The sequence below is a fragment of the Spirosoma litoris genome, assembly GCF_054776755.1.
In genome coordinates this window covers 12,778-34,638 of record NZ_BAAHBI010000015.1, presented here as the reverse complement: position 1 = coordinate 34,638, position 21,861 = coordinate 12,778, and the positions used below count along the sequence as shown (strand labels likewise).

General features: G+C 47.3%; 13 protein-coding genes. 6 read left to right on the top strand and 7 right to left on the bottom strand.

Annotated elements, in window-relative coordinates; genetic code table 11:
- The first annotated feature begins 30 nt into the window (after nucleotides 1-30).
- The 6 genes from ACYVGR_RS11800 (at nucleotide 31) to ACYVGR_RS11775 (ending at nucleotide 7,724) form a co-directional block, all read left to right on the top strand.
- The gene (locus tag ACYVGR_RS11800) at nucleotides 31-2,580 is read left to right on the top strand and encodes a YbcC family protein (protein ID WP_460956753.1); all 2,550 of its coding nucleotides are present in this window, start codon (nucleotides 31-33) and stop codon (nucleotides 2,578-2,580) included.
- Between the two features lie 4 nt (nucleotides 2,581-2,584).
- Complete coding sequence (locus ACYVGR_RS11795) at nucleotides 2,585-4,453, top strand: proton-conducting transporter transmembrane domain-containing protein (RefSeq protein WP_460956751.1); 1,869 nt, start codon at nucleotides 2,585-2,587, stop codon at nucleotides 4,451-4,453.
- Between the two features lie 67 nt (nucleotides 4,454-4,520).
- On the top strand, nucleotides 4,521-4,763 hold the full coding sequence (locus ACYVGR_RS11790) for a hypothetical protein (RefSeq protein ID WP_460956749.1): 243 nt from the start codon (nucleotides 4,521-4,523) through the stop codon (nucleotides 4,761-4,763).
- 46 nt (nucleotides 4,764-4,809) lie between these two features.
- Nucleotides 4,810-4,992 (top strand): hypothetical protein, encoded by a 183-nt coding sequence (locus ACYVGR_RS11785; RefSeq protein WP_460956747.1) that lies wholly within the window; start codon nucleotides 4,810-4,812, stop codon nucleotides 4,990-4,992.
- Nucleotides 4,993-5,080: 88 nt separating this feature from the next.
- Complete coding sequence (locus ACYVGR_RS11780; RefSeq protein WP_460956745.1) at nucleotides 5,081-5,524, top strand: response regulator; 444 nt, start codon at nucleotides 5,081-5,083, stop codon at nucleotides 5,522-5,524.
- A gap of 562 nt (nucleotides 5,525-6,086) precedes the next feature.
- Nucleotides 6,087-7,724 carry a Na+/H+ antiporter gene (locus tag ACYVGR_RS11775; protein WP_460956742.1) on the top strand — a complete coding sequence of 546 codons (1,638 nt, stop codon included), beginning with the start codon at nucleotides 6,087-6,089 and terminating at the stop codon, nucleotides 7,722-7,724.
- A gap of 399 nt (nucleotides 7,725-8,123) precedes the next feature.
- Here the strand turns inward: ACYVGR_RS11775 and ACYVGR_RS11770 are convergent, their stop codons facing one another.
- The 7 genes from ACYVGR_RS11770 to ACYVGR_RS11740 form a co-directional block, all read right to left on the bottom strand.
- A complete protein-coding gene (locus tag ACYVGR_RS11770) occupies nucleotides 8,124-10,499 on the bottom strand; it encodes a M43 family zinc metalloprotease (RefSeq protein WP_460956740.1) in 2,376 nt (791 codons plus the stop codon).
- A gap of 4 nt (nucleotides 10,500-10,503) precedes the next feature.
- The gene (locus tag ACYVGR_RS11765; RefSeq protein WP_460956738.1) at nucleotides 10,504-10,992 is read right to left on the bottom strand and encodes a hypothetical protein; all 489 of its coding nucleotides are present in this window, start codon (nucleotides 10,990-10,992) and stop codon (nucleotides 10,504-10,506) included.
- A gap of 21 nt (nucleotides 10,993-11,013) precedes the next feature.
- A complete protein-coding gene (locus tag ACYVGR_RS11760) occupies nucleotides 11,014-11,892 on the bottom strand; it encodes a hypothetical protein (RefSeq protein WP_460956736.1) in 879 nt (292 codons plus the stop codon).
- A gap of 22 nt (nucleotides 11,893-11,914) precedes the next feature.
- Nucleotides 11,915-13,261, bottom strand: a complete 1,347-nt coding sequence (locus ACYVGR_RS11755) for a RagB/SusD family nutrient uptake outer membrane protein (protein WP_460956734.1) — start codon at nucleotides 13,259-13,261, stop codon at nucleotides 11,915-11,917.
- A gap of 50 nt (nucleotides 13,262-13,311) precedes the next feature.
- Nucleotides 13,312-16,344, bottom strand: coding sequence for a SusC/RagA family TonB-linked outer membrane protein (locus ACYVGR_RS11750; RefSeq protein ID WP_460956732.1), 3,033 nt, complete (start codon nucleotides 16,342-16,344; stop codon nucleotides 13,312-13,314).
- Nucleotides 16,345-16,719: 375 nt separating this feature from the next.
- Nucleotides 16,720-18,351: a RagB/SusD family nutrient uptake outer membrane protein gene (locus ACYVGR_RS11745; protein ID WP_460956730.1), complete on the bottom strand. Its 1,632-nt coding sequence runs from the start codon at nucleotides 18,349-18,351 to the stop codon at nucleotides 16,720-16,722.
- Nucleotides 18,352-18,375: 24 nt separating this feature from the next.
- Complete coding sequence (locus ACYVGR_RS11740; protein ID WP_460956728.1) at nucleotides 18,376-21,588, bottom strand: SusC/RagA family TonB-linked outer membrane protein; 3,213 nt, start codon at nucleotides 21,586-21,588, stop codon at nucleotides 18,376-18,378.
- Between the last annotated feature and the right edge of the window lie 273 nt (nucleotides 21,589-21,861).

The following is a 21,861-nucleotide window of genomic DNA, read 5'->3' as shown; positions in this document are numbered from 1 at the left end:
GGTTGGAAATCTATTTTACCTGTGTTAACCATGAATGGGCAGCCACTTTTCTCTTCCGATACATTGCGCATACCAGGGGCCCGACAACGGTCTACAGCCTTTGTGGAGCAGGATGTCCTCCAGGACTTAAAACACTACCTACCTACGCAGGCACCGCTAAAAGACTTTGTTCATCATAATCCCCTACACGGATTTCAACATCAGCCATTTGATGGGGCTATCCAGCAGGCAGCCGAGTGGTTTGGCTATCGAATTTTATTTTCCCTGGAAGAGTTCAGGGCCTTGTTTACAACCCACCAAATCTCGGAGGCTATACTGGATGGGCTGCTATTAGAACGCAAAGGTGCGCACGAACAGCCCATCTGGAAGTTCAAACTACTTCGAAAAAACTATCCCCCACTGCCCACTCCTCGAATCGGACAACTCCGGGCTCACTGGAAACAAAAGTATCAGCTGGATTTGGATGCACGGGTTCACCCCATCCTGTTTCGATTATTGTGTAGCTTTCTGGATCAGGGAATTGCCGTGGATGCTTTCCCTTATCGGCATCTGGATTTCCTGTCGGCAATCCGGGCGCTAGAGCAGAGTAGTCTGGTCAGCCTGTTCCGTTCCCAACGCGTTCGTCGTCTCTTCCGCTCGAACACCTGCACCATTACTCATTTACTCACTCTGCTGGTTGGCCAGGAATCGCTTTATAAACAATATCTCTTTGATCAACAGTTGGCTCACCCTGGCTGGTCAGGTATGGTGGCTGTGATTGAGGATCAACCCCAGTCGTTACTGGATCGCAGACGCATTACGCTGCAACAAGTCATTCTACTCGAATTATTGCTGGAGATCGATGCGCTGGATGCGCAATTCGGCGAGCGTTGGCAACCATTAGGCCAGCTCCCTATCGACCAAGCCATTGACTTGTTTAGCCCCGTCATTCCGACGGAGCAGTGGGAAGTTCTTTACCTTTGGCAACAGGCTTATGAATGGAGTTATTACGATCAGGTACTGGCTGGGATTAAAGCCGCTCCGACAGCCGACAGCCTAGGCTCTTCCAAAAGCTTCCAGGGAATTTTCTGCCTGGATGACCGGGAATGCTCCTTCCGGCGTTACCTGGAAACGCTGGAGCCCGACTGTCAAACCTTCGGCACGCCAGGCCACTTCAATGTTGAGTTTTTCTTTCAACCCCAAAGCGCCAAGGCTTATACAAAACGTTGTCCCCCTCCGGTTACTCCTCGTTACCTAATTAAAGAACTCGGCCCGGTCCAGAACCGCCAAAATAGCACTCCCTTTACCAAATCGCCCCAAACCTTACTACGGGGCTTTGTCATTAGTTATGCATTGGGATTCTGGTCGGCATTACAGCTTTTCCTGTCGGTCGTTCGCCCAATGAGGACCCCAGCGATGACTGCCTCCTCCCCTCACAGGCAGGCCGATTCTCATCTACTGGTGGAGAACACGAGCCTAAAAAAAGAAAATGGCTTACAGTTGGGATTTAGCCTCGACGAAATGGTCGAGCGGGTAGCAGGCTTATTAACCAGCATTGGCCTGGTTGAGGAATTTGCCCCGATCGTGTATGTAATTGGGCACGGAGCCAGCAGCGTGAACAATCCGTATTATGCCGCTTATGATTGTGGAGCCTGTTCAGGACGTCCAGGGTCGGTCAATGCCCGGGTAATTTGTATCATGGCCAATGATCCGCGAGTCCGCGAACGGTTACGGGACAAGGGTATCGATATTCCCACCGAAACGCAGTTTTTAAGTGGGCTGCATGACACAACCCGCGATGATATCTGCTTTTATGACGAAGCCTTATTATCGCCTGCTAATCAGCAACGCCATCAGCAGCATATCGCCTTATTCGAGCAGGCACTGGATCAAAATGCCAAAGAACGCTCCCGACGCTTTGAGTCGATCGATAGCCGACTGAGTGCAGCCACCATCCATGCTCAGATGCGCAGGCGATCGGTAGCCTTGTTTGAGCCTCGGCCAGAACTCAATCATGCCACCAATGCCATTTGTCTGATTGGTCAACGTAGCCTATCCAGACATCTGTTTTTAGATCGTCGATCTTTTCTTAATTCCTATGACTATCGGCTAGATCCAAGTGGGCAAGCGTTAGCCCGTATTGTACAGGCGGCTGCGCCCGTTTGTGGTGGTATTAATCTGGAATATTTCTTCTCGCGGGTTGATACCCAGAAACTGGGGGCTGGGAGTAAACTGCCCCATAACATCATGGGCCTGCTTGGCGTTGCCAATGGCTTTGATGGCGACTTACGGCCCGGTTTGCCAACCCAAATGACGGAAGTCCACGACCCGCTTCGGCTCTTGATGGTCATTGAACAGACGCCCAATGTCGTCTTAAAGGCAATCCAACAGTCGCCCCAGACGTATGAGTGGTTTATCAATGAGTGGATTCACCTCGTTGTTGTCAATCCACACACGCGGTCGCTTAGCCGGTTTAGATCGGGTACGTTCCAGCCCTATCAACCCCACCAGAAAAAGGTGGAGGCCATTACCGATTTAGCCGCTTTGATAGCCGCCAATCAGACTAGCTTGCCGGTCTATCAGCTCGCTGAACACCTTTAAGTTCATGGAACAGCTTCTGCCCCTTTTTGTCATCATTCCCCTGTGCGGCCTGTTCATAGGGATCTGGATAACCCCTTCGAGCGAATCGGCCATTGCCTGGACAGCCATGACCACTCTTGGCCTACACCTACTCTTGACCGTAGTCTTTGTCACGTTTTGGGTGTTTCGCCAATCGCCAGTGCTCACCCTGACCAGCCTCGAACTGGTTATGACGAAAGGCCACCACTTCAGTCTGGATTTTTATTTTGACCAACTGACCGCAGTCTATCTGCTGATCGCTGCCTTTCTGATTCTGTTGGTGGTGCTGTATTGCCGGTATTATCTCCATCGGGAACCAGGCTATAAGCGGTTCTTTTTGACCACGCTTTTCTTTTATCTGGGTTATGTCCTGATCGTTGTGTCTGGAAATCTGGAAATGCTATTTGCAGGTTGGGAATTGATTGGCCTTTCGTCGGTTCTACTAATTGCTTTCTACCGAGGCCGATACTTACCGGTCAAAAATGCACTAAAAGTATTCTCGATGTATCGCCTGGCGGATGGGGGGCTTCTATTAGCCATGTGGATGAGCCACCAGGTTTGGCCTGAAACGATCACCTTTGCCGGGCTGAACCCGTATGAACGGGGGTATGCCCAGCTTCAGACTCTTGGTGAGCCAGGTATGTTCATCTCGCTGATGCTGCTGCTTTCAGCCCTCGTCAAGTCGGCTCAGTTCCCGTTCTCGGCGTGGCTACCCCGAGCCATGGAAGGCCCCACACCGTCGAGTGCTATTTTTTACGGCTCGCTATCGATGCATATCGGCATTTTCCTCCTCTTACGAACGGCTCCGCTTTGGGAAACCCAACTCCCTATTCGGCTCTTGATGGGGGGTATTGGCCTATTAACCTGCTTGATAGCGAGTGGGATTGCCCGTGCCCAGGCTTCTATTAAGAGTCAGCTGGCATATGCCTCCATTGCTCAGATTGGGATTATCTTCCTGGAAATAGCCCTAGGCTTTCATACCCTGGCCTTGGTCCATGTTGCGGGACATGCGTTTCTAAGGACTTATCAACTGCTGATATCGCCTTCCATCGTCAGTTATTTAATTCGGGAGCAGGCCTACACTTTTACGCCTGTCGCTTTAGCCCCTATCAGCCCATTTACCAAGCAATTGCGGGATACTTGGTATGTGCTGAGCCTGACGGAATGGAACCTAGATACGCTGCTGTACCGACTACCTCGGGAACTTATTCAAAGGCTAGGGCAATTACTTTCGTTCTTATCTCCAAAATGGGTATTCGGCTTGGGCGTACCGCTCTATGGGATCGGTTTACTGGGAGCCTACTATCCCGAAAACGTCCCATCCCCACTCAAACACCCCCTATCGATCATCTTTGCCCTACTTGGGCTACTATTCGTCGTGCGTTCCTTTAGCCAGCAAAAAAATGTTTTTCTAAGTTGGTTAGGATTGGTGCTGAATCCTTTCTGGATTGCCCTGGCCATCGCCTATAACGAGGAATTTGCGGTTGATCAAGTTCATTTATATCTGAGTGGCATTGCGGTTGCTGGTCTGGCGGGCTATGGTTGTCTTCATTGGCTCTATTCAACGGAGGGTAGCTTGCAACTGAGTCAGTATTCCGGTTATGCGTATCCCTACCCCAAGCTGGCTTTCGGGTTTTTACTGTGCTGTCTGGGCGTGGCTGGTTTTCCCATTACTCCAACCTTTTTGGGGGAAGATTTATTGTTCAGCCACATTCATCCAGATCAAACAGGGCTTGCTTTTCTGGCTACACTGAGCTTTATGCTGAATGGTCTTTCGGCCCTTGGCCTATACGCTCGAATCTTCTTAGGCCCCTGGCCTGACACGCCTTATGGAACGGCCAACCGATCTTCCTAACGGAAATACATTCACCTTTTTCCCGTTTTCAATCCTCATTTAGCTTAACTACACAACGACAGCGCATATGGAAATCACCTATCAACAACTCACTCATTTAATCCTGGCCCAAGGGATTGTTCGTTCCGAAGCCCTGCGACCAACAGCTGACCTCCGAGAAGATCTAGCCTATCGTCCGTCCGACATTTCGGAACTAGCTAGTTTAATGGAACGCGAGCTTCAAGTGTCTATACCTTATGAAGACTACCCTCGGCTCACGACACTCTATGAATCGGCCAAATACTTAAAAGAAAGGATTCAAGAGTCCTGACCAAAGCGACCAGCATCATATATCTTTTTTACTAACTAACGCCTTTATGAATAACTCCATCTATACTGAGATTCCCGATACTTCCGATTTAATCTATTGGGTCATTAAACGACAAGACGGCCAGCAACGTAGCATCACATTTGAGCCTAGGGATAAGGAGTTGCATCAACAATTGAAGCGAAAAGCCTGGGCGGCCAAGACAACCCAGACCCGGAATCGGAAACGCTAAATTAATAGTTCCTGATCCGCTTTAGTTGATGAGTTAATGTGTATATCCCTATTCGAATTTGTCCATCTTTCAATACACACTACTATTTATGGATCAACCACATGATCTATCTTGCATATCATCCCCTGATAATGAGGATGAGCAGTACTTTTTGGGGTTAATGCCGATCAATTCTTGTCGGCCTTTTCCTATTTATAAGTTTTCAAATGGTCAGGAACTCTTGGCTTATTTAACCCGCCATAGCTCTATCCGAGCTGATCAGGCAATTTATGGGTTACTCATTATGGACATGGCCATGTCCATAATGAATGGACTCGAAACGATCCGGCATATTCGCGCGAATCCATCTTGGCAACATTTATCCATTTTAATGCTTTCGACAGTTGTGTGCTCAGATACCATTAAACAAGTACTTCAGGAAGGGGCGAATGGCTACGTGGTGAAACGCACTTCATCCAGTCAGTATGTTTGGTTGTTCGATGAATTCTTTGCTCCTGGACGGCAGGACTTACCCAATACGAATAAACTATAAGCCCATAAATCGAGTAGAAAACCTATGCTTTTTCTACCTAATATCATTGTTATACCTAATTATACCGTGTTAAATTCATTACAAAAGGCGCCCAAATAAACACAATCCCAACATTGTACTAGTCAGGACGAACCGGAACGACGTTGTTTAAGCTAGAAATTCTCTCACAATAAACTGGCCGACAACGACTTGCCTTACGAGTTGGCAGGCTGTTCTATTAAGCAAAATGAGGTAGAGACGAGTTTATATATGACCTATTGTTTCACCTGAAACTGATGCCAGGATTCGTGAATCGAAAGTAAATAGCCAGGAAATCAGGATAAGTAGCTCACAGCACCGGCCGATGGATGAAAGGACACCGAAGTTCGGCCATAAATTGAACCACCTTAACTCGGTATTCGAACAAGGAGTCTCGCTAATCGATGGCTACGAAACAATATTTCTAGCAAGCCCTCAAGTTAAAGCCATAGATACCGAAATAGCCAAACCTAAGAATTTCTGGCGGTTACGGCTATAAACGCGGTAAATCTGTTATAGAGTAAGGATAACCTTTTCAGTACCTATGGCAAACTTTCAAACCATCATTTTTATCCTCGCTATTTTGATAGGGTTGTCGGCAATCACCGATAAAATTAAGCTTCCTTACCCAATTTTACTGATTGGAACAGGCTTAGTGATCGGGTTTGTGCCCTTCCTCCCAAATCTGGCATTAGATCCCAACGTAGCGCTGGTTATTTTTCTACCTCCGTTACTCTATGATGCAGCCTCTAAAACGGCCTGGCAGGAGTTTACCCGATCCATTCGACCAATCACCACTTTAGCCGTTACGCTAGTGTTTTTCACGACAACGGCCGTTGCTGTGGCTGCCCATTACGTGATTCCAGGCTTTAGTTGGCCGCTTGCCTTCGTGCTGGGGGCTATTGTCTCTCCTCCAGACGCCGTAGCTGCCAACAGTATCATTAAAGGTCTAGGGCTTAACAAACGGGTCATTGCAATTCTGGAAGGGGAAAGCCTGCTTAACGATGCCTCCGCTCTGGTAGCTTACCGCTATGCCGTGGCCGCTATCATGACTGGTAACTTTGTTCTTTGGGAGGCCAGTCTGCAATTTCTGGTTCTGGCAGGCGGGGGGCTGTTGCTGGGTGGCATACTAGGATGGTTAATGACGCTTGCCCTCCAACGAATCGACAGTGCCACAGTCCAAACCAGTTTAACTCTACTGACCCCCTATCTGGTCTACCTGGCTGCTGAACACATCCATGCGTCAGGTATATTAGCCGTCGTTAGCGCTGGACTTGTCATCACGCGTCGAACACCAGAAGTGTTTTCCCCACAGGCTCGCCTGGAGTCGCGGGCCGTCTGGGACACCGCTATTTTTTTGCTTGAAGGAGTAGTCTTTATTTTGATTGGCTTACAACTACCCACCATTGTAGGAGACCTGGGCGGGTATACGACTGGGGAGCTTGCATTGTATAGCCTGGTGGTGAGTACTGTCACGATTCTAATTCGAATTCTTTGGGTGTTTTTTAGCTCCTATTACCCGAAAGTGTTAGGCTGGTCAGAGCAATCGACCATCACGGGTTCAGGCAACGAGGAACAGGCGAATCAGGTGGACTGGCGAAATGTATTGATTGTGGCCTGGACTGGAACAAGGGGCGTGATTTCCCTGGCCATGGCGCTAGCTCTACCGCTCTCGCTGGCAGGAGGGCGGCTGTTCCCTCAGCGTAACCTGATTCTCTTTTTAGCTTTTGTAATAATCCTATCTACGCTGGTACTTCAGGGATTGACTTTACCCCTCCTGATTCGGTTGCTGGGGATGAAATCTCATAATGACCAGGCGCGTGAAGATCAGGCGCTGGAATTACTGCTAGCCAGCCGGGCACTAAGGTATTTGGAAAATGACTTTCCGATGGTTTTGTCTGGCTCCTTGAAACAAACCCTGGCCCGGCGGTATCAACTTTTAGTCAAGGAACTTGGTGCTACGCTCCATGAAAGCAAATCGGGCTCAAAACCTGACGAAGAACGCACTTTAGTGGGTGAGATGCGGTTGGCGGAGCGAACCCTGGGCGAGTTTCAACAAGCCTTGCTAGTGGAGCTGGCCCGAGAAAATCGCTTCAGTGATGAAGTACTACGCACAGCAGAACGGCGATTAGACCTGGAGATGGCCCGGCTGGATGCCTCGGAGCAGGCCGCTGGTAACTAATGCTTTGGCAAAATAGATCCTAGGGGATTCTATAGATTTTTTTGTTCCCATTACACTGATAATCAAACTATTATACTGACAATCAAAGACGATAGAATCCAAAGAATCTATAGAAACTAAATTGGACGAGTACTAAGATCAATCCGTATGAACTTGTTATTTTATACTGGACAATAAGCCAAACAAAATTTTTGTAAAAAAAGGGAGTAATCTAATAAGCCACAGAAGTAGAAGGAACATACATCAACACATCGTGGCATTCACATCGGTACTACCTCTGGCCAGCTACTGAAGTAGTCATCACAAGGCATTCATAGCAAACAAAGGGTTAGACAAACTAGCATCCACTGCTCGTTTTACCTAACCCTTTGCCTGTATTATTGATTATCGTGATTCACCCTATTGCTTCACCACCCGTTTTCGAAACACCTGTTCCCCTATACTGATCTCCACAAAATACACGCCGGGTGGTGCGGTTCTGAGGTCGAGGGTTTGCTCGAAGGTGTCGGTGGTTTTCTGGTGGTTTTGCCGCACTAGTTCCGAACCTGTTACCGTACGAATACCTAATACTAACGCTCCCCGTAACGCACTGCTGAACGAGATATTCATTTGCCCATCGCTGGGGTTGGGGTTTACCTGCAAAGCTTGTTCCGCAAGCGGTGTTGTAGCGGTTACGGTGCCCGTTCGAACATTGACCGTGATTACCGCCGATGTGCTACACAAATCCGTTCCCGAACCTGTTACGGTATAGGAAGTGGTTTGGGTTGGAGAGGCTACGACTTGTGCGCCCAACGTCGAATTGAGACCCGTGCCGGTCCAGGTGAAAATACTGGCTCCACGGGCATTTAGGGTTACGGTTTGGCCTGGATTGATAAATATAGACGAGGTTGCAACCTGTACCGATAGTTTCTGTCCAACACGACCGGAAATATTATGGGCTACGTTCAAACCCAGACTATCGGCATAACGGAGCCAGTTCCCCTGACTATTTTGCCGCCAGGAAGTGGCATCAAGCGATTGCCCGTTGGCGGTAGTAACCAGTGCAACGGTATCGCCCGATGCGTAGGGAATTAAAATACCTATATGGAAAGGCAAGCCTCCAACCGGAACGTTCTTATCGAACGTAACCGACGTAGCTCGGTTAGCAGCCACATCGGCCAGAATATCTTTTAATGGAACATCCTTTTGTCCTAGAATAGCGCCAGGACCACCCTGAAAACCGCGTCCGTTCCAGACAGTTACCGTTACAATAGATTCTGTCGATGTCCCTTTCGCAGCTTTGGCAACTCCGAATTTGAGCGTTGCTCCTGCCAGATTCGTGTAACTCAGCTTATTGGCAAAAAACTCGGAAACAGCCTGACTTTTATGGCTATTCTGACCCGATACGTAGCCAGTCCCGTTGGTTTCCCGCAACACGGTAGGCGTGCCATTGAAGTTGGTTATGTCGGTACAAAGTCCCGAGTTCAGCACTTCAATGTATTCAGTACGAACCAATGGGTCTGAGGTCCCAAGCGCATTTGATGTGACCAAGGTTACTTTGAATTTACCCGGCTGTGTATACGTAACTGTTGGGTTTTGATCGGTCGAAGTTGCAGGTGTCCCTCCCTCAAATGTCCAGCTCCAACTAGTAGGAAATCCGTCTGACAAGTCAGTGAATTTCACAGCTCCTCCTAACAACACCTGTTGATTATCGACCCGGAAGTTCGATGTGGGTTTAGTAGCCACCTGCGTTCCACAAACATTGGATGATAACAGACTTAGGCGACGAGGGCTAATGGCCATAACCGCCCGGATACGATCTTTTTGATTGAGGGTGAAGATGTTGAAACAGGCATCGTTCGAATAATCCATGTAATTCTGCACCATGTTCGTAGCGCCACAACTAACCCGCCCAACCTGGCAACCACTACTGGCCGAAGCCTGAGGGGGCGTGTCGGCACAAAAATCATCGCCACAGTTGGTATCGCCCCAAATATGACGAAGCCCCAGCCAGTGACCTGTTTCGTGGCTTAGTGTCCGTCCCAGATTGAATGGAGACTGAAGAACCGGGAAATTACCCTTTTCCGAACTCCCAAAGGCTTTGTAGTAGATCACAACCCCATCCGTACTAGCTGGACCATCAGATGGAATACCCGGCAGCCCCGATTGAGTTGGGAATTGGGCATAACCTAGCAATTGCCCATTTATGGATGGATCGTTAATATCACAAACCCAGATGTTGTAATATTTATCGGGATTCCAGTAGGTGCTGGGTTTCAATACGCCATCGATGTCATCCTTGGTCCAGCTAGCCCGGTTTCCATTGTATCGATCAATACCCGGCTCTGCCATAGTCTGGCCTTGTGGATTAACTACCGCCGGACAGAATTCAATCTCAATATCGGCCCCAACCGGGTTGTCGTTGAACCCGCGTGTACCCGCTTTCCGGCGATAATCTTCATTCAACACAGCCAGTTGCGATTGCACCTGAGCAAGGCTGATATTACGACCCGAACCAACCGTTTCGCCATTGTGCACAACGTGAACAATAACCGGAATGGTAATAACTGTAGCCGCCGGAGCCCGGCCATTGGCCAGTTGCTTTTTGAACTCAAGCATTTTTTGCTGCAATGCCTGCTCAAATTGATTCAGCGTTCCCAATTGAGGATATTTAACCCGCAATAGGCTATCCATTTCCATAGTAGCACACTGCTCAGCCCGTTTAATAGGCGTTTGCGCGTACAGCGTCTGAGTTAAAAGAGCGCAAAATAAAACGCAGAGTAAATGTCGGAACATACGCTTATTTGGTAGTCGTCGGATTAAACGTAAAGCGATAACTGGCGTTAATATCCGTAAAATAATACTCGACAGTTAACGTACTTGCTGTCAAATTCTTGATAGTCCACGGATATACGCCATTCAAGATTGGAATATAAAATTGCAACGTAGCATTGGCATTCACGAGCGTCCAGGTATCAGTTACGTAAAGATTAGGCTCACTGGGATAGCATATGTTTGTACCTTGTGTAACCTCAAATTTATGCTCAGCATCTGCATAGAATGTAAGCACATCATCCGTACTACAATCGTTGAGTTGAGCAGTAGAAATAATATTTCCTGCAGCTCCATCATCAATAATCTGAGCTGATACCATCTTCCAAGATTTACTGGTAGTACCTGTCAGCAATTGCGAATAAGTAAGCGGCTTGGGTTCTATTTTCTCAGAACATCCCCCCAATAGCCATCCAACAACACCTGGAATTAGCAATAAACGTATAAACTGTCGCATGGGATTAACAAGTTAATGTGGCTATTGTGGCGTGTAGGTCTGGGTAAATAAAAGCGTTGTATCCCGATAGGTTGTCACCGTGTCTCGAATCATGGCAATACGAACTTTAGCCTGAAGATTTAGCGTAATCTGGCGGGTACGGGGGTTCCAGGCCCCTGTCCCACTAAGGGCCCCGTTGGTTCCAAGTGAAGCGTTAGCTTGCGATGGTACGGTAAGTGAATTATCGCCATTGTCGATAAAGGAGAGTGTCGGATGCTCGGCATTAAATCCAAACAAGGTGCTATTTCCTACAACCACAAAGTTGATTAGACCAACATTCCAGTTACTTAATAAATATTGCTTACAATCAGTACTGGTAATGCCAATATCAGACACAGCATAAGTCTTTGTTCCGACACGGCCACTACCCGTATAAGACCCGCCCAGCAGACAGTCGTCCTGAATAGTCAGCGTTAACGCTTTTCCGATGATATTCTCCTTGCCAAAACCAACTTGCAATGTGTTTGGCTGAACACCTGTCAACACAAAGGTCAGCGAAGTCGATTCCAGAATATTATTCGCATTGTTGATCAACTGCACCATAATATTGCCTTTGCTCGACTTGGCAGGTATCACAACAGTGCCTTTGGTGCCCACAATGGTATATTCCTTGCCTTCTCGTGCCGTGCCGTTAATCGTGTAGGAGATTGTAATGGGCTGGTCTAGTATGGGGCCAACATTATGCACCTCAATTGCAATGGGCTTGCTATAACTTTCCTTATAGGTTAGTGTCGTATCCGTAAAACGCACAAAATAGGGCCCTTCGAATGTACGGTCGATGTCACTCTTCTCACAGGCGAGCAGGGCTATGCCAAGAAGCACAACCATTCCAATCAACCCGCTTAGTTTATAGTATCTCATAATTAGTAAAACACGTTACGAATTAATACCCTGGATTTTGAGCACCCTGTAAGGCTGGGTTACGTAAAATTTCTGATTGAGGAATTGGCCATACTTCATAACGACTATTCCAGTTGGGTGAAAACGCCGACATCACGGCCTGTGCCCGACCTGTCCGTACTAAATCATACCAACGGTGCCCTTCAAACGCCAATTCATACCAACGTTCACGTTCAACAGCCAGGAGTACATCAGCCTGTGCCGCAGCCGTTACCGCAACACCCTTCGCCCTCGTACGTAGCACAGTCAAGTCGGCAATAGCTCCAGATGTACCGGTCAATTTGCCTTGTTGTGCCCGCGCTTCCGCTCGAATCAAGTACATTTCAGCCAGGCGGAACACAACGATATTAGCATTACCTTCAATAGCAGTCCCATACTTTTTCACCGTCCAGCCATTGTCATTCCCTTGCTGCTTTGTCACATCGAAGGCAATGGTAGCAACACGGGTACCCGATTCAGTTGAGTTAAGTGCAATAACGACCTGGTCGGATGGAATAACTTCCCGACGGCTGACAAACAGCGTGTTCAATGTACCTGGATCGTCGTTCTGTGTGTAACCAACTTCAAAGATCGACTCGGCAGTAAAATTCACATTGACAATACTGGTATAGTCAGGCACTAACGTAAACTTACCTGAACTGATCAGAAGTGTCGCGTAGCTCTCTGCCTGTGCCCAGTTTTTTTGATAGAGGTAATAGCGAGCCAACGCAGCCTGAACGACTCGTTTTGATAGATAAGCAGCTCCTGTCGATGAATCATCCGGCAAATCAGCCAGGGCAGCCGTATAATCGGCCAGAACAGCCGCTAAAACAGTTGCTTTAGGTGACCGGGCAATGTTTCGGTTTGTTGCCTGATCGGTGGTGGTTACCAGCGGAATATCTCCAAAGGTATAAACGCCATAAAAGTTAGCCAGTCCACGCAGAAAACGAGCCTCTGCCGTTAAGGCTTTTCGGCTATCCGATGTTATACCGGTTACATTAGGCAAACGCTCCAGAATAAAATTGGCAACATAATTGGTTTGGTATACACCCGCCCAGAACGTAGCAACGTCGGAGTTAGTCGAGGTAATCTGTTTCGTCCCGAATTCCTGATAAGACGTAAACGTACCATTATGTTTAATGTTATCGGCGGTAAAATCGCCTGCAATAACAACCGACGAAGTCATACCCCGAAACGCGCTATATAAGCCGATTCGAACTAAGGGAACGTCGCCCGCCGTCTTCAATGTCAAGTCATCGACACGAATATCATAGGGTGTAGGCTCCAACACATCAGTACAGGAGGTCAGTACTGTAAGAACAAGTATGAAGTAGGTTATATAAGACTTCATGTTGGCTAAGATAGGAGTGCTTCCGAAGCAATCGTTCGAAAGGGGACTCATTAAAACGTTGCAGTTAGACCTACCATCGTGTTTTTCACTTGTGGTAAGGTATTAAAATCAATTCCCTGGGCCGTTGTCGATCCATCCAGGGTACTTAACTCTGGATCTGGGCCAGAATATTTCGTGTAAGTCCAGATATTGGAAGCCGATGCAAAAACCCGAATGCCCGAGAGTTTTACCTTACTTACCCATTTTTTAGGGACATTGTAGCCAAGTGTAATATTTTTCAGTCGGACATACGAGCCATCTTCCACAAATCGGCTGCTCAGGTAGTTATTATACGTATTTTCATAGATATAACGGGGTACGCTTGTAATATCACCTTCTTTCTGCCAGCGTTTCAAGGCATCCGTACTTTGGTTGAAATTGAGTGACGCACCCGTATTGACCGAGGTTTGCTTCGTCAGGTTCATTACATGGTTGCCATACGAAAACTGAAAGAAAATGCTCAGATCGAAGCCTTTGTAGGACAGTCGGTTCGTAAATCCGCCGAAGAGTTTTGGTTGGGCATTACCGATTACCTGCGCATCGTCGGGGGTGATACGGCCATCTCCATTCTTATCATCATAAATCGCATTACCCGTAGCGGGGTCAACGCCCAGGAATTTCAATCCCCAGAATGTACCCAATGGCTGGCCAGGTAAAACCACATTGGTTGCCGTAGCTCCACTAGCCTGATAGCCTGCATAAATCGGCTCAGTTGTCGCTAATTCAAGGACTTTGTTTTCATTACGGGATAAATTCAGGTCTGTACTCCAGCGAAGACCATTACTGTTTATATTGACCGTGTTAATGGTCAACTCAATCCCCCGGTTCGAAATTTTACCAATGTTGCCTTGAACAGCGCCAAATCCAGAGGTTAGCGGAATCGGCTGATTGAATAAAAGCTTATCGGTTAAGTTATCGTATACATCGATTGTCGTACTTAATCGACCGTTAAAGAACGAGGCATCGATACCTAGGTTTGCTTCACGGGTTCGCTCCCACTGTAGATTGGGGTTGGCCAGCGTAGATGGTCCTAAACCTGACGAACCACTGTAGGTTGTAGCCGCCCAGGTTCCCAGGAATAAAAAGTTGCCAATTTGTTCATTACCTGTAAACCCGTAACTAGCCCGCAGTTTCAGGTCGTTCAGGAAGCTGGTATTCGACAGAAATTCTTCTTCTGAAATCCGCCAGGCTACCGAGCCCGATGGAAAAAAACCAAACTGCCGGTTAGGACCGAATCGCGACGAACCATCATATCGCCCCGTTGCGGTTACTAAATATTTCTCTTTGTAATCGTATTTCACCTCACCAAAGCCAGAAAACAGGCCACTATATACCAAAGCAGAGCTACCCGCGTTGACAACCCCTGCCGACGTGATATAGGTAAAATCATTACTTGGGAAATACTTCCCGATTGTTGATCCGCTTCTATTCGTCCGCTTGATTATTTCTACGCCACCCAATGCACTAATCCGATGCTTTTCGTTGATCAGCGTGTTATACGTTAATGTGTTGGTGCTTGTAAAGGTAGCCGCCAGACTTGTGTTGTACTCACCATAGCCTTGCTGGCCCACACTGGTATCATAGCCCCCAACAGCAGTGCCGGTAGGGTCATAGATATCTTCGATTACACTGTTGTAATCAATGCTTGCTTTAGACCGGAATCGCAGGTTGGGCAAAAACTCATATTGCACATAGGCTCCACCTAGCATTTTGGTGGTCAATACATTTTGCCGGGGTAACACCGCTTCGGCTACGGGGTTAAAGTTTGGGAAGCCCGGATAGTTTGCATCGGTGGGACCGTACAATAATCCTTGTTCATTGTAAGGTGAGTAGTACGGTAAGCTACGGGTAGCGCCCGAATACACACCATTCAGGGCGTTATCGCCTAAAACACGTTTGTTTAGTGCTCTTGATACCGTAATGTTAGTTCCAAATGACAGTTTCGCCGTAGCGTTATGGTCAAGAGTCATCGTCCCACTCAGCCGGGTAAAGCGGTTGTTTAATAATACCCCTTCTTCATCCCGATAATTACCACTTACATAAAAGCGAGTACGCTCATTACCACCCTGCGCCGATACCTGGTATTGCTGATAGACGCCTTTCCGCAATATCATATCCAGCCAGTTTGTATTGACCCCATCGGTCACCCCTTTAATCAACCCTAGCTTATCGGGGTCTTGTCCGGCATTGATGACGGCTTCACGCTGTAATTCAAGCAACTGGGTCGAATTTAGTAAGCTGGGACGCTTAACAATCTCGGTCAGACCTCGCTGTACATCGGCCGTGATAGTTGTTTTTTGATTGGCCTTCCCGCGTTTCGTAGTAATCAATACAACACCATTGGCAGCCCGTGACCCATAAATAGCTTTTGCCGAAGCATCCTTCAGCACCTGAATGGATTCAATATCGTTTGGGTTAAGGAGTGCTAATGCGTTATCATTCTGTCCACCGTAGCCAGTCGTTAATGAACCATTTTGCACCTGCACCCCATCAACAATGTATAAAGGTCGGTTAGAAGCCGAGATGGAGGTGTTTCCTCGAACCCGCACCGAAATTCCGCCACCGGGTGTACCCGACGATTGTGTAACCTGTACGCCAGCCGCCTGTCCCTGTAGCGCCTGATCGAAACTCATAACGGGAATATCCTTAAACTTTTCAGGAGAAATAGAGGTGATTGAGCCGGTAATGTCTTTGCGTTGAGTTGTGTTATAACCGGTTACAACAACTTGACTCAATTCATTCAGGGCTTCCTGCATGACAACGTTCACAACAGAACGGTTGCCTACCGCTACTTCCTGCGTGTTAAGCCCAATGGAGGTAAGTACCAGCGTAGCGTTGCCAGTAGGTACAACGATGCTATAATTCCCATTTGCGTCGGTACTAACCCCGTTTGTTGTCCCCTTTACAACAATGTTTACGCCCGGTAAGGTCTGCCCATCCTGGGCAGATGTAACTCTACCGGTTATACGCTGCCCTTGAGCCAACAGATAGCCCGGCAACATAATCAGGAGAGCTGACCAGAGAATACTATAAAATTTTCTCATGTATAGGTTATACTCCAAGTAAAAGCATTTAAGGTTGAGACAATCTTAACGGGAAAACAAGATACTGATTAGCTGTTGCAAACTACTATTTTTTCAAACGAAAAATATATCCACATCGTATAAATCCACTGATTGGCGAATCCTGCCTTTGGGGTTCTTTTTTCAATGGTTCTCCAGCGTAATGCAATCGAAATAAGCCCTTGTTCTGACTTTTCAGCAAATTATTTCCCTTTGCCTATACGCTAGTTGTTCGCTATCCGATGCATGGTGTATCACAAATTCAATCAAGCCATTTAACAGTCAAGCCTTTACACTAAAAAAAGGCTCCCCGCTAAAAGCAGGGAGCCTTGGACGCTAGCACTTTTCTCTATTTACTCACTTTGGATTCTTTACCGGAGCACTACCCGAGGCCGCAGGATTGTAGGCTAATTCGTTATCGGGGACATCCCAATAATCGAGGAAGTTGTAGGTGATCGTAGCATTGGTGCTAACCTTACCCGCTTTATCAACAACAACAGCCCCTGTCCGACCTTTGGTAATTACTTCCCAACGACGGGCATCGTAGAACGACAAGCCACGGAAAACCAGACCCACCCGACGCTCTTTGCGAAGTTCTTCTTTAGCCGCAGCCAGATCCAGTCCGCTCAGGGTAGCCAGACCTGCCCCCTGGAATGTACGAACCGCATCAATTGAGGCCAATCCACCAGCAATATCGCCGGTATAAATTTTGGCTTCGGCTTTCATCAATTCGTTTTCTTCATACGTGCTGGCAAGGGTTAGCTCATAAGCGCCCACGTTCAGGTTGCTCAATACAACCACACCTGACTGACCTTTACCACCACTCACTAACTGCCAACGGGTGTTAAACGAGTTACCTCGGTCGGAGTTGAACAGTGCAGGAGCCGCCAGTTGGGTAAAGTTATTCGTCAACCGTTTGTCGCCTGTCGGGAAATCCTGGATCAGACGCTCGCTAATTTTATAGGTAACCGTACCCGGTGTACCCGTCGATTTGGCGGCCATGCTACCGTTTACGGCAGAAATGAAATCAGCGTTGTCGGTCGAGCGACCGGTGAAGATATTATCCGTCGATTTTACACCATCGTTGGTCAGGGTCAGAATTTGTCCCCACTGAGCGGCCGTCATAGCGGCAGTCGTGGTGTTTACCAGAATATTACGGGCTTTGAGCGTGTTGATGCTCCGTTTCCACATATCGGTTGTTGGCGGAAGACCTTTGCCCACCTGATTGAACGTTGGAATCAACGCGGTAAGTGTCGGCGTGTAGTTCGCATCGGTGCCAATGGTGGTCAGTAATGCGGCTGCCTTATCGAGGTTCTTCGTTGCTTCGTCAATGATCTTTTCTTTGGCTACATAGTTTCCGTTGGTAGCACCCGTTTTGTCATTGATGATACCTGCATAATACATCGAGCCAATCCGCGAATAGGCAAACCCTTTCCACCAGTAAGCCCAGGCCAAAATCGTATTCTTTTTAGCACCCGAAGCATCATTCGAGAACGTTGTTGAATTCGTAATATCGATTACGTTATTCATCGAATTGTTCAGATTGTACATATATCCCCACTCGTAGAACAAGGGGTTGGCTCCCGCATTGGCATTCGTGTTGATCGTACGAATCAGGGCAATTTGGGTATTAATCGCGCTGGGGTTAAGCACTTTTGTACCATCATCCAGGGTAACGGCGTCGGGCATACCAATCTGGTTACCGTATACGTTAGCGGCTTCTTCACCCACTACGTCGGCCATTAGTTCATGGAATCCAACCGCACCGGTCCAGAAGTAACCTGGGATACCGTCACTGTATTTGATACCATCCCGGAATCCATTGATGTAAACACTACCCTGAGCCAGTGCAATGACTCCGGTTTCTGTAGACGCGCTGGCTGGAGTGGGTTGGTTCGGATTTTTGACATCCAGTTGTTCCTTACAGGCTCCCAGTAAACTAACCAGAGCGAAGGACAGAACTGTTGTTCTTATTATATATCGTTTCATGAAGTTGTTCTTGCTGGTAAAAAATTAGAAACCAAAGTTGAGAGATATCTGATAGGACCGGTTGTTCGGGGTTGTGTTATGATCTGTACCCCGGTCCCATGCAGAGTTTTCACCACCGCCACTCGCTAAATTCGAGCCCGTCGTTTGACCTGAATTGATCTCAGGATCAAAACCTGTGTACTTCGTAAATGTCAGCAGGTTACGACCACTAAACACAACTTGCAGGCGGTTCATTGGCAACTTGATCAGCTTCGTTAACTCAATACCCAGAGCGACGTTACGCAGGCGAACAAAAGAAGCATCTTCGTAGAAGTAATCTTTCGTACCATTGTTAGCTCCAGCCTGATAAACACCCCGATAGAAAGCGGTCCACGCACCCGTTGCGCCATTAATGGTGATTGGGTTCACGTAGTCTTTGTGGATACCATCGCGGTACATCCATTCTTTGGTTTGGTTATACAAGTGGCTGCCTGATGTCCAGTCGAACTGAAAATTCAAGGTTACGATGTCACGGAACGAAACATCATTGATGAACGATGAAACAAACGTTGGGTTTGGATCACCAAAGCTGTATTGACCCGAGCTGAAGAGAGGCTGTTTGGTCGTTTTGTTCACCACAAATCCGTTACTGGCCACTTCGTAATTCGCTTTTGCACTTTCGGCAATAGCAGCGGTACCGTCGGGCAGAATTTGGTCGAGGCTGTGAATAGCGACAAAACCAAACAACTGACCAATTTTCTGTCCTGCTTTCAGAACGTAGTTAGTACTCCCCGCACTTGACGTTACGACAATCTGCTGATTCCCTTTTACAGCATCGATCTGAGATGACTGATGGCCGAAGTTGGTCGTCAAGTTCCAGGTGAAGCTCTTACCACGATATACGGTAGCATTCAACGAGAATTGGGTTCCATTCGACGACAGCGAGAAGGCATTGTCTTTAACCGTACCGATACCACTCGTTGGAGCCGAGTTTACGTTGAAGATAGCGTTATCCGTAGAGCGCTTCCAGTAGCTGAACGAGAAGTTCAGTTTCTTTAGCCAGTCACCGTTTCCACCTTTAACTGAGAAGTCCGTTCCAATTTCCATTTCTTTGGATACCTCTACGCCTAAATCTGGGTTGCTTTGTGTTACGGTGTTATAGAATACGTTGTTGGTACCAAACGTACGGGTACCCAGCGTTACATAACGGTCGAATGGCTTAGGCTGAATACCGGCCTCACCATAAGCAGCACGCAGTTTAAACTCAGGTACATAGGTACCCAATGCACTATTCTGCCAGAACGAAAGCGACGAAGGACGAACATAACCATCCGCATGCGGGAACGTAAATGGCGTTGAACCACGACCAAAAGCGGATGAATAATCGGACCGGAAACCACCGGTAACCCCCAACAGTTCACCGTATTCAATATGCTGGTTGATCAGGTATCCATAGGTTACAAACGGTGTCGTGTTATCGGCGAGAATCCGGTACGTGCTTCCCTGCGCAGCGGTATACGGAGTGTAGGTAGGTACACCAAGGCCATAAGCATCAAACTCGGTAAAGTTGTTTTTCCGATAGTCGAATGAAACCTGCGTTGAAGTCCGGATTGGCACATTCAGTTTGAAGTCTTCCTGGAAATCGGTCTTAATAAATGCACTAGCCAGGAAATTCTGGAACGTCGTTTTGTATTCGTAGTTAGATATTTCCCCTTTGGCATCGCTGGCATTCAGTGAGGTAGCATAACCCGCTCCGTTCGCAATGATGTTCCGGTTCAAGGTCTGGTTAGCATACGAATACCGATCCGTCTCCTGCGTGTAGTTCAAGCCATAACGGGCATTCAAATCCAGGTATTTGATGGGCTTATAGTCCAATTCAATGCTCTGAATAACGTCTATTTTGTTATCCTTGTGGTTCCGATACTGTAGGCGATAATTAGGATTATAGCCGTTTACACCCGAAGCGCTACCATAATAGGCGGCATAATTTCCATCTGGATCTACATAATCGTAGTTATTGAATGGACGAGTGTTGTTAATGTCGTACCATACGGCCCGGTCATAGGTGTTGATCGTATTTTTGGTATAGACTAACTGGCTAATGCTACGTAGCGTCAGGTTCTTAGCCAGCGTCATCCCGATATTGCTTACCAGGTTACTCCGATCATACGCACCATTGTTTTTCAGGATCGTAGTTTGGTAGCTATTAGAAGCCGTAATGCTATAATCTGCTTTTGTGCTTCCGCCCGAGATGTTGATCGAATTGTTGATCGTTTCAGATGCGCGGAAAAACATTTTGTAATAATCGTAGAACTTCAGGTTCTGATCGTATGCTTTGCTGGCCGTGCTGTTCACGTCCAGTGCATTATATTGAACGTTTTCACTCCAGGTACTGGTCGCCTGATCGAAGGTGAGTGGCTTACCCGATACGCCAATAACATTATTGCTGGCATCGGTTACGAAGGCGTGTTTGTCGGCCTGCGCAACACCACCCGCATTGATGTACGAGTTGGTCGCGTACGAGTTACTGAAACTAATGCGAGCGGGGCCGTCTTTACCTTTTTTGCTGAATAACTGAATTACCCCATTGGCGCCCTGAGCACCATACAGTGTACCAGCAGCGGCACCCTGAATAACCTCAACGCGGTCAATCGTATTCAAATCAAGGCTGTTCAAATCGGTAGAACCCACCTGAACGCCATCCATCAGAATAATAGGGGCCGTACCACGGTTAATAGTGTTAATACCACGAAGCAGAATGTTTGCTTTTGAACCCGGTGTACCGTTGGCACTTACGATCTGTGCCCCAGCGATCTTACCAACAAGAGCCTGGTCGATAGAAGCCGTTGGCGCTGGCGGAAGGTCTTTTGACGAAACCGATTCTACCGCAATACCCAACTTAGCTTTTGAGGTAGCTACCCCAACCCCCGTTACAACAACTTCGGAAAGTTGACGAGAGTCTGATACTAAGCTCACATTCACTTCCGACTCTCCTCCGACTTTGATTTCCTGGGTTGTAACCCCCACGAAGCTAAATACCAGAATAGTGCCTTTCGCACTAGGTACCGAGATACTATAAACCCCACCTGCATCGGTGTTTGCCCCTTTGGTCGTCCCTTTAACAACGACCGAAACACCCGGCAAGGGCGAACCATCTTCCGCTGACGTCACCTTGCCAACGATTCTGCGTTCCTGCGCCCACGCTGTGGACCAGATTGAGCTTACCAACAGAAAACTCACTAATAGAATTCTACTCATTTACGTTTTTAGTTAGGCCAAGTAAAATGTAACTACACGCAAAAGTAGTATCAAAAATATTCAATACAAATATTTTTTCATTCATACTATTTAACCAACATAAATTCGCTTTTAAGTCACTATTTAGAATATTATTCCGAATACAATTTTTTCATTCTTTAATTATAATTGCAGAATATACTTAATTTTAAAAAACACGTTTAATTACCTACAAGCAATAATGACGAGTAATACTTACTACAGTATATAGCTGATTCTAAGCCACATTTCCTT

Excerpts from the sequence above, each read along its gene's own strand:
- ACYVGR_RS11800 (WP_460956753.1), top strand. The coding sequence starts at position 31 with ATGAATGGGCAGCCACTTTTCTCTTCCGATACATTGCGCATACCAGGG.
- ACYVGR_RS11795 (WP_460956751.1), top strand. The coding sequence starts at position 2,585 with ATGGAACAGCTTCTGCCCCTTTTTGTCATCATTCCCCTGTGCGGCCTG.
- ACYVGR_RS11790 (WP_460956749.1), top strand. The coding sequence starts at position 4,521 with ATGGAAATCACCTATCAACAACTCACTCATTTAATCCTGGCCCAAGGG.
- ACYVGR_RS11785 (WP_460956747.1), top strand. The coding sequence starts at position 4,810 with ATGAATAACTCCATCTATACTGAGATTCCCGATACTTCCGATTTAATC.
- ACYVGR_RS11780 (WP_460956745.1), top strand. The coding sequence starts at position 5,081 with ATGGATCAACCACATGATCTATCTTGCATATCATCCCCTGATAATGAG.
- ACYVGR_RS11775 (WP_460956742.1), top strand. The coding sequence starts at position 6,087 with ATGGCAAACTTTCAAACCATCATTTTTATCCTCGCTATTTTGATAGGG.
- ACYVGR_RS11770 (WP_460956740.1), bottom strand. The coding sequence starts at position 10,499 with ATGTTCCGACATTTACTCTGCGTTTTATTTTGCGCTCTTTTAACTCAG.
- ACYVGR_RS11765 (WP_460956738.1), bottom strand. The coding sequence starts at position 10,992 with ATGCGACAGTTTATACGTTTATTGCTAATTCCAGGTGTTGTTGGATGG.
- ACYVGR_RS11760 (WP_460956736.1), bottom strand. The coding sequence starts at position 11,892 with ATGAGATACTATAAACTAAGCGGGTTGATTGGAATGGTTGTGCTTCTT.
- ACYVGR_RS11755 (WP_460956734.1), bottom strand. The coding sequence starts at position 13,261 with ATGAAGTCTTATATAACCTACTTCATACTTGTTCTTACAGTACTGACC.
- ACYVGR_RS11750 (WP_460956732.1), bottom strand. The coding sequence starts at position 16,344 with ATGAGAAAATTTTATAGTATTCTCTGGTCAGCTCTCCTGATTATGTTG.
- ACYVGR_RS11745 (WP_460956730.1), bottom strand. The coding sequence starts at position 18,351 with ATGAAACGATATATAATAAGAACAACAGTTCTGTCCTTCGCTCTGGTT.
- ACYVGR_RS11740 (WP_460956728.1), bottom strand. The coding sequence starts at position 21,588 with ATGAGTAGAATTCTATTAGTGAGTTTTCTGTTGGTAAGCTCAATCTGG.